Source organism: Geodermatophilus sp. SYSU D00766 (genome assembly GCF_054049915.1).
Genome location: NZ_JBJGYI010000076.1, coordinates 1 through 7,057 on the forward strand (window position 1 = coordinate 1; position 7,057 = coordinate 7,057).

General features: G+C 74.5%; 6 protein-coding genes and 1 rRNA gene. 4 read left to right on the top strand and 3 right to left on the bottom strand.

The window, feature by feature from the left end:
• Window positions 1-101: 101 nt before the first annotated feature.
• Together bar and ACI8AD_RS24690 are read right to left on the bottom strand one after the other, a co-directional pair.
• Window positions 102-1,205, bottom strand: coding sequence for a barbiturase (bar, locus tag ACI8AD_RS24685; protein ID WP_456873174.1), 1,104 nt, complete (start codon window positions 1,203-1,205; stop codon window positions 102-104).
• A gap of 17 nt (window positions 1,206-1,222) precedes the next feature.
• The gene (locus ACI8AD_RS24690) at window positions 1,223-2,176 is read right to left on the bottom strand and encodes a carbamate kinase (RefSeq protein WP_456873175.1); all 954 of its coding nucleotides are present in this window, start codon (window positions 2,174-2,176) and stop codon (window positions 1,223-1,225) included.
• A gap of 118 nt (window positions 2,177-2,294) precedes the next feature.
• Here ACI8AD_RS24690 and ACI8AD_RS24695 point away from each other — a divergent pair, with 118 nt between their 5' ends.
• Entirely contained in the window at window positions 2,295-2,735 is a 441-nt protein-coding gene (locus tag ACI8AD_RS24695; RefSeq protein ID WP_456873176.1) for a hypothetical protein, read from the top strand.
• Between the two features lie 2 nt (window positions 2,736-2,737).
• On the opposite strand, the gene ACI8AD_RS24700 is transcribed toward ACI8AD_RS24695, so the two are convergent.
• Window positions 2,738-3,556, bottom strand: a complete 819-nt coding sequence (locus tag ACI8AD_RS24700) for a PHP domain-containing protein (RefSeq protein WP_456873177.1) — start codon at window positions 3,554-3,556, stop codon at window positions 2,738-2,740.
• A 78-nt stretch (window positions 3,557-3,634) separates the two neighbouring features.
• Here ACI8AD_RS24700 and ACI8AD_RS24705 point away from each other — a divergent pair, with 78 nt between their 5' ends.
• The 3 genes from ACI8AD_RS24705 to ACI8AD_RS24715 form a co-directional block, all read left to right on the top strand.
• Window positions 3,635-5,860, top strand: a complete 2,226-nt coding sequence (locus tag ACI8AD_RS24705; protein ID WP_456873178.1) for a DEAD/DEAH box helicase — start codon at window positions 3,635-3,637, stop codon at window positions 5,858-5,860.
• Window positions 5,861-5,899: 39 nt separating this feature from the next.
• Window positions 5,900-6,529 (top strand): alpha-ketoglutarate-dependent dioxygenase AlkB, encoded by a 630-nt coding sequence (locus ACI8AD_RS24710; RefSeq protein WP_456873179.1) that lies wholly within the window; start codon window positions 5,900-5,902, stop codon window positions 6,527-6,529.
• Window positions 6,530-6,934: 405 nt separating this feature from the next.
• A 16S ribosomal RNA gene (locus ACI8AD_RS24715) occupies window positions 6,935-7,057 on the top strand; the annotation flags it as partial.

A 7,057-nucleotide genomic window follows, 5' to 3' on the forward strand; every position in this document is an offset into this window, starting at 1 on the left:
CCGCCCCCGCCCCCGCGCGCGCGGGCGGCGCCCCCCCCCCCCCCCCCCCGGGGCGGGCGGGGGGCGCCGCGCCGGCCGGGGGCCCCGCGCGGCGCCCGGGGTCAGGCCCGGACGATCGCCGCGACGGGGCCGCCGCCGGAGGGGCCCTGGTGCACCGCGGCCACCGAGACGAACACCGCCGGGTCGCCGGTCACCGCCGCGGTCACGCCGCCGACGGTGGCCTTGATCTGCCGGTGCCAGTGCACGTCGGAGTCGTCGAGCATCGCGTTGCGGCGGTCGCGGACCATGCCGCTCGGGTCGGCCTCGCACTTGAGGAAGACGTTGACCAGCCGGTCGCCGAGGTCGGTGTGGTGCGGCCGCTCCGGCAGCTCCAGGCCGGCCGAGCGGATGGCCGCCCAGATGCCGTCCTGGTCGAGCGCGTCCTGCATGACCGAGTGGCCGATCCGGTAGGCCCCGCCGTGGCCACGGGCGTTGCCGACGACGACGATCTGCGCGCGGTCGAGCTCGACGCCCGACGAGCACGAGGCCACCGAGGAGAACAGCGACAGGTCGTGCATGACGTCCTCGTCGCCCGGCATCTCGATCTCACCGAGGGCGACGGCGATGCCCAGCGCCGTCGTGGCGTTGGACAGGTCCATCGACTCGTGGGTGTGCTCGGTCCACACGGTCTTCCCGCGGCTCTTGGCGTCGCGGATGGTGTCGATGGTCAGCAGCGGCGTCTTCGTCTGGACGTAGTGCACGTCGGCGGCGTCGTCGATGCCGGCCGCGGCCATGGCCTTCCGCACGCCGTCGGCGACCTTCTCGATCATGGCGACCCGGCCGATGTCCTCGGGCAGGATCTGCTCGCTCATCGCGTAACCCACGGTCAGCCGCGGCTCGTCGGTCTTCTCGACGGCGTCCTCGGGCAGCGTGGCGAAGACGGTCGCGTGCGGGCTGATGACGCCGTCGGTGCCGCCGGACCACACGATCGGGATCTGCGCGACCTCCTCCTTGCTGCGGGTGCCCTTCTCCAGCAGCACCTCGCGGAAGGCGCGGTCGGCGATGATCCGCGTGTAGTCGTTGACGCCGCCGTTGCCCTCGGTCTTGCCGATGACGGCGACGACCCGGTCGGCCTCCATGACGCCGTCGTCGATGAGCTTCGCCAGCTCGCTGGCGTCGCTGACGCTGTGCAGGGGGACCTTGCGGACCTCGATCGGTGCGGGCACGGCAGCTTCCTCTTTCCCTAGGCGGTGGTGAGCACGGTGCCGACGGCGTCCCCGGTGACGGCGCCGGCGATGTTCTCGAGCGAGGTGATGACGGCGCGCTCGCCGCCGGCCTCGACGAAGCGGAGGACGGCCTCGACCTTGGGGCCCATGGAGCCCCGGGCGAACTGGCCGTCCGCGGCGTGCGCGCGGAGCTCGGCCACCGTGACCCGGCCGAGCGGCCGCTGGGACGGCTGCCCGAAGTCCACCATCACGTTCGCGACGTCGGTGGCGATCACCAGGGTGTCGGCCCCCAGGTCGCGCGCCAGGACGGCGGCGGTGAGGTCCTTGTCGATGACGGCCTCGACACCGCGCAGCGGGGCGCCGTCCCCGCCGTCGTCGGTCACCGGGATGCCCCCGCCGCCGGCGCAGACGACGACGAAGCCGGCCGCCGCGAGGGCGTGGACGGCGGGGGAGTCGACGACCGACCTCGGCTCGGGCGAGGCGACCACCCGCCGCCAGCCGCGCGGGCCGCGGTCCTCCCAGACCTGGCCGAGGGCGAGGAACCGTTCGGCCTCCTCGCGGGGCACGAAGCGGCCCACCGGTTTCGACGGCTCGCGGAAGTGCGGGTCGCCGGCGTCGACCAGGGTGCGCGTGACCAGCCCGGCGGTGCGCTGGGGGAGCCCCCGGGCGGTCAGGGCCGCGTCCAGCTCGTCGGCGATGGTGAAGGCGATGGTGGCCTGCGTCTGCGCGACGTTCCAGTCCAGCGGCACGGGGGGCACGACGTTCGCCGCGAGCTCGTTCTTGACCAGCAGGTTGCCCACCTGCGGGCCGTTGCCGTGGGTGAGCACCACCTCGACCCCGGCGGCGACCACCTCGGCGACGTGGTCGGCCGCCTCGCGGATCGCGTCCCGCTGGGCCTCCGGGGTGGCCGAGCCGTCGGCTCCGGTCATGGCGTTGCCGCCGAGGGCGATCACCACGCGGCGGGACGTCACCCCGGCGACCCTAGCGGCGTTTCTCTTAGCGGTGAAGTACCGGGCCGCGACGTCCTGGCCTCCACGGGACCCCGGATCGCGGGACGATCCGGCAGCGGGGGACCGGGAGGAGACGGCTGTGCGCATCCACTTCGGGCTCGACACCCGCGCCACCCCGCAGCAGGTCCTCGAGGCGTTCACCGACGTCAGCGACCGGCGGCTGGAGGTGTGGTCGCAGACGCTGGACCCGGCGAAGTACGAGGTCCGCGAGCAGGGCGAGGGCTGGGCCGTGATCCGCGAGGGCAGCGCGGGCGTCCCCTTCTGGGTGCTGCTGCGCTACGAGTGGCCCACCCCGGACCGGGTCACCTGGACGCTCCTGGACAGCGACCACTGTGACCGCGGCACCGGCGACGTCCGGATCACGCCGCGCGCCGGCGGCGGCAGCCACGTCGACGTGACGGTGCACCACTCCGGTGGCCGCGGTCTGCGCGGCCGGGTGGTGCTCCTGCTCCAGCGCCTGCTCGGGCCGGTCGCCTTCCCCCGGACGTGGCGCACCGCGCTCGACCGGGTGGCCGGCTGACCTCAGCGGCGCCAGAAGTCGAACCGGTCCCGCCCCGGCCGGAAGCCGGCCGCCTCGACGACGTCGACGGCGAGGTCGAAGCGCTGACCGACCGCGTACGGCTGGTGCGCGTCGCTGCCGAAGCTCACCGCCTCGCCACCCTCCTCGCGGAACCAGCGCACCTGGTCGGCCGAGGCCAGCGGGCTGCTGGTGTTGACCTCCAGCGCCCGCCCGGTGCCGGCCACGGCGCGGAACACCGCCCGGTACTCCTCCTCGTAGTCCTTCTCCACGTAGCGGTGGGGGCCGCCGGGCCAGTAGCGCCGGGGGAAGTCGACGTGGGCGAGCACCTGGAAGACGTCGCTGCTCTCGACCATGTCGACGACCTCGGCCAGGTAGCGGCGCATCGTGCCGTCGGCGTCGGTGTAGAGCAGCTGCCCGACGCCGTAGAGCCGGTCGCCGTCGTGCAGCGAGTGCAGCGAGCCGAGGACGCGGTCCACCGGCGCGTCGGCGAGGTGCGCGGCGACGCTCGACGCGAACAGGTGCGGCTCGCCGGCCTCCACACCGGACCAGACGCGCAGCTCGGGGAACCGCTCGCGGACCTCGGCCAGCTCGGCCCAGTAGCCCTCGGTGTCGATCGGCTCGTGCCGGGAGGAGTGCCGGTCGACCAGGCCCAGCGTGGTGGCCCGGTCGTCGGGACCCCACACGGTGAAGTCGAGGTGCTCGGTGAAGGCGATCGCCGGCAGCCCCTGGGCGATGGCCTGCTCGCAGGCGCGGGCCATGGTCACCGAGCTCGGGGTGTCCCACGACCACCCGGTGTGCACGTGGTTGTCCGGTGGTCGCATCGTCCCCAGTCTGCCCGCCGTCCCCAGGTCCCGCACGGACGGTCCTGCTGTCGGGGGACGCACCTACTGTCGGGAGCCATGACCACCGCCGCGCCGTCCGCCGACCTCGCCTCCGAGGCCCTCGGGGTCCTCCGGGAGCTCACCGGCCGGCCCGACGCGGTCTTCCGCGAGGGGCAGGACGCCGCCGTCGCCGCGCTGGTCGAGCGCTCCGAGCGGGCGCTGGTCGTGCAGCGCACCGGCTGGGGCAAGTCGGCGGTGTACTTCGTCTCCACCGCGCTGCTGCGCCGCCGCGGCGCCGGCCCCACCCTGCTGGTCAGCCCGCTGCTGGCCCTCATGCGCGACCAGGTCGCCGCCGCCGCCCGCGCCGGCATCCGCGCCGTCGAGATCTCCAGCGCCAACGCCACCGAGTGGGACGACGTCGCTGCCTCCCTGGCCGCCGACGACGTCGACGTGCTGCTCGTCTCCCCGGAGCGGCTGACCAACCCGCGCTTCCGCGAGGAGCAGCTGCCCGGGCTCGTCGCCCGCTGCGGCCTGCTCGTCGTCGACGAGGCGCACTGCGTCTCCGACTGGGGGCACGACTTCCGGCCCGACTACCGCCGCATCCGCGACCTGCTCGGCACGCTGCCGGCCGGCACCCCGGTCCTGGCCACCACGGCCACGGCCAACGAGCGCGTGGTGGCCGACGTCGCCGAGCAGCTCGGTGCCGGCGGGGTGGGGGTGACCACGGTGCGCGGTCCGCTGGCGCGCGACTCCCTGCGCCTGGGCGTGCTGCGGCTGCCCACCGACCGCGCCCGGCTGGCCTGGCTCGCCGCCCACCTGGGCGACCTGCCGGGCAGCGGCATCGTCTACACCCTCACCGTCGCCGCGGCCGAGGAGACGGCGTCGCTGCTGCGCGACGCCGGGCACGACGTGCGCGCCTACACCGGTCGGCTCGACGACGCCGACCGCAAGGACGCCGAGGAGGCGCTGCGCGGCAACCGGGTCAAGGCGCTGGTGGCCACCTCGGCGCTGGGCATGGGCTTCGACAAGCCCGACCTCGGGTTCGTCGTCCACCTCGGGGCGCCGTCCTCGCCGGTCAGCTACTACCAGCAGGTGGGCCGCGCCGGCCGCGCCGTCGAGTCCGCCGACGTCCTGCTCCTGCCCGGCCCCGAGGACCTCGCGATCTGGCAGTGGTTCGCCACCTCCTCCATGCCGCGCGAGGACCACGCCGCCGCCGTCCTCTCCGCGATGGCCGACGGGAAGCCGTGGTCGGTGGCGCGGCTGGAGACGGTCGCCGACGTCCGCCGCTCCCGCCTCGAGCTGCTGCTCAAGGTGCTCGCCGTCGACGGCGCGGTGGAGCGGGTGCAGGGCGGCTGGCGGTCCACCGGCCGGCCCTGGGTCTACGACGCCGACCGCTACGCCCGCGTCGCCCGCACCCGCGAGGCCGAGCAGCGGGCGATGATCGCCTACGCCAAGCCGGTCGACGAGGCGCCGTGCCGGATGGCCTTCCTCCAGGAGGCGCTCGACGACCCGACCGCCGCGCCGTGCGGCCGGTGCGACGTCTGCGCCGGTCCCTGGTATCCCACCGACGTCCCCGAGGGGGCCGCGCAGGCCGCCTCCGCGGTCCTCGACCGGCCCGGTGTCGAGCTCGCTCCGCGGGCCCAGTGGCCCACCGGTGCCGACCGGCTCGGCGTGGGCGTCAAGGGGAAGATCGCGCCCGCCGAGCAGGTGGACCCGGGCCGGGCCGTCGCCCGGCTCACCGACCTCGGCTGGGGTCAGCGGCTGCGCACCCTGCTCGGTGACGACGGCGTGGGCGGCACCGTGACCCTCGACCTCGAGGCGCCCGGCCTCGAGGAGGACCCCGACGCCGCCTTCGACGTCCCCGTGCAGCGCTCGGTGTCCGACGTCCCCCCGGACGAGGAACTCCTGCGCGCCTGCGCCCGCGTGCTCGGTGCCTGGGACTGGGCCGAGCGGCCGGCGGCGGTGGTGGCCGTCCCCTCGCGACGCCGTCCGCAGCTGGTCGCCGGGGTGGCGCAGGGCCTGGCGCGGCTCGGGCGGCTGCCCTACCTGGGTGAGCTGTCGCTCGCGAGCGGCGGGCCCACCGGCGGTCCCGGGGGCAACAGCGCCTTCCGGCTGGCCGGCGTGTGGCAGCGGATCGTCGTCGGCCCGGAGCTGCGGTCGCGGCTCGCCGAGCTGGGGCCCGCTCCCGTGCTCCTCGTCGACGACCTCGCCGACTCCCGCTGGACGATGACCGTGGCCGGCCGGGAGCTGCGGCTGGCCGGGGCGTCGCGGGTGCTGCCGTTCGCCCTGGCCCTCACCGCGTAGAACTCGTACACACGTTCGATCGGCGCTAGCCTGCCGGGCATGGAGCTCGCGCACCAGCCGTCGATGTTCGACGTCGCCGAGGAGGCCGCGCTCACGCCGCTGCGGGGCCGGGTCCGCCGGCACGTGCTCACCCGCGGCGCGTGGGTCGACCACCTGCCGGGCTGGGTGACGGGGTCGGACGCCGTCCTCGAGGTCCTGCTCGGCGACATCGGCTGGCGCGCCGACCGGCGGCAGATGTACGACCGCGAGGTCGCCGTCCCGCGGCTGCTGCGCTGGTACGGGCGCGGCGAGGTGCTGCCGCACCCCCTGCTCACCCAGGCCCACGCCGCGCTCGACGCGCACTACGCCCCCGAGCTCGGTGAGCCCTTCGTCACGGCCGGGATGTGCCTGTACCGCGACGGGCGGGACAGCGTCGCCTGGCACGGGGACCGCCTGGGCCGCAGCCGTACGCAGGACACGATGGTGGCGATCGTCTCCTTCGGCTCCCCGAGGCCGCTGCTCCTGCGCCCGGTCGGCGGCGGCGAGTCCCTCCGCTTCCCCCTGGGGCACGGCGACCTGGTCGTGATGGGCGGCTCGTGCCAGCGCACCTGGGAGCACTGCATCCCGAAGACGACACGGCCGGTCGGTCCCCGGGTGAGCGTGCAGTTCCGCCCCGCCGGCGTCGCCTGAGACCTGCGGGAATAGCCCGGCCACGGCGGCCGTTGCACCCTCTGTCCGGCGCCGGTCCCACCGGCTCGACACGGACTCGGGGACCCCCGTGCACGACCCCTCCGAGGGTGTGTATGGTTGTCCCTGCACCGAGCGAGAACAGACCGGGCCGAGCGCCTGGGAAACCGCCGGGAGAACCCCTGAGGTTCGACTGCTGCGGAGCACGGTGTACAGTGGGGACACCGCCTCGAACGAGGGCCGAAAAGGCCGGAGTACGAGCGCGTCCGCTCCTTGAGAACTCAACAGCGTGCCGAAAGTCAGTGCTAAGTAATACCCCGTTCCGGGTCTTTCGGGGTTCGGATGGGATTCCTTTGGTTGATGGATTCCGCGAGTGTCAGCTCGCGGTTCTCAGCCTGGTTCAAATCATCTACGGAGAGTTTGATCCTGGCTCAGGACGAACGCTGGCGGCGTGCTTAACACATGCAAGTCGAACGAGGGCACTCCTTCGGGGGTGTTTCTAGTGGCGAACGGGTGAGTAACACGTGGGCA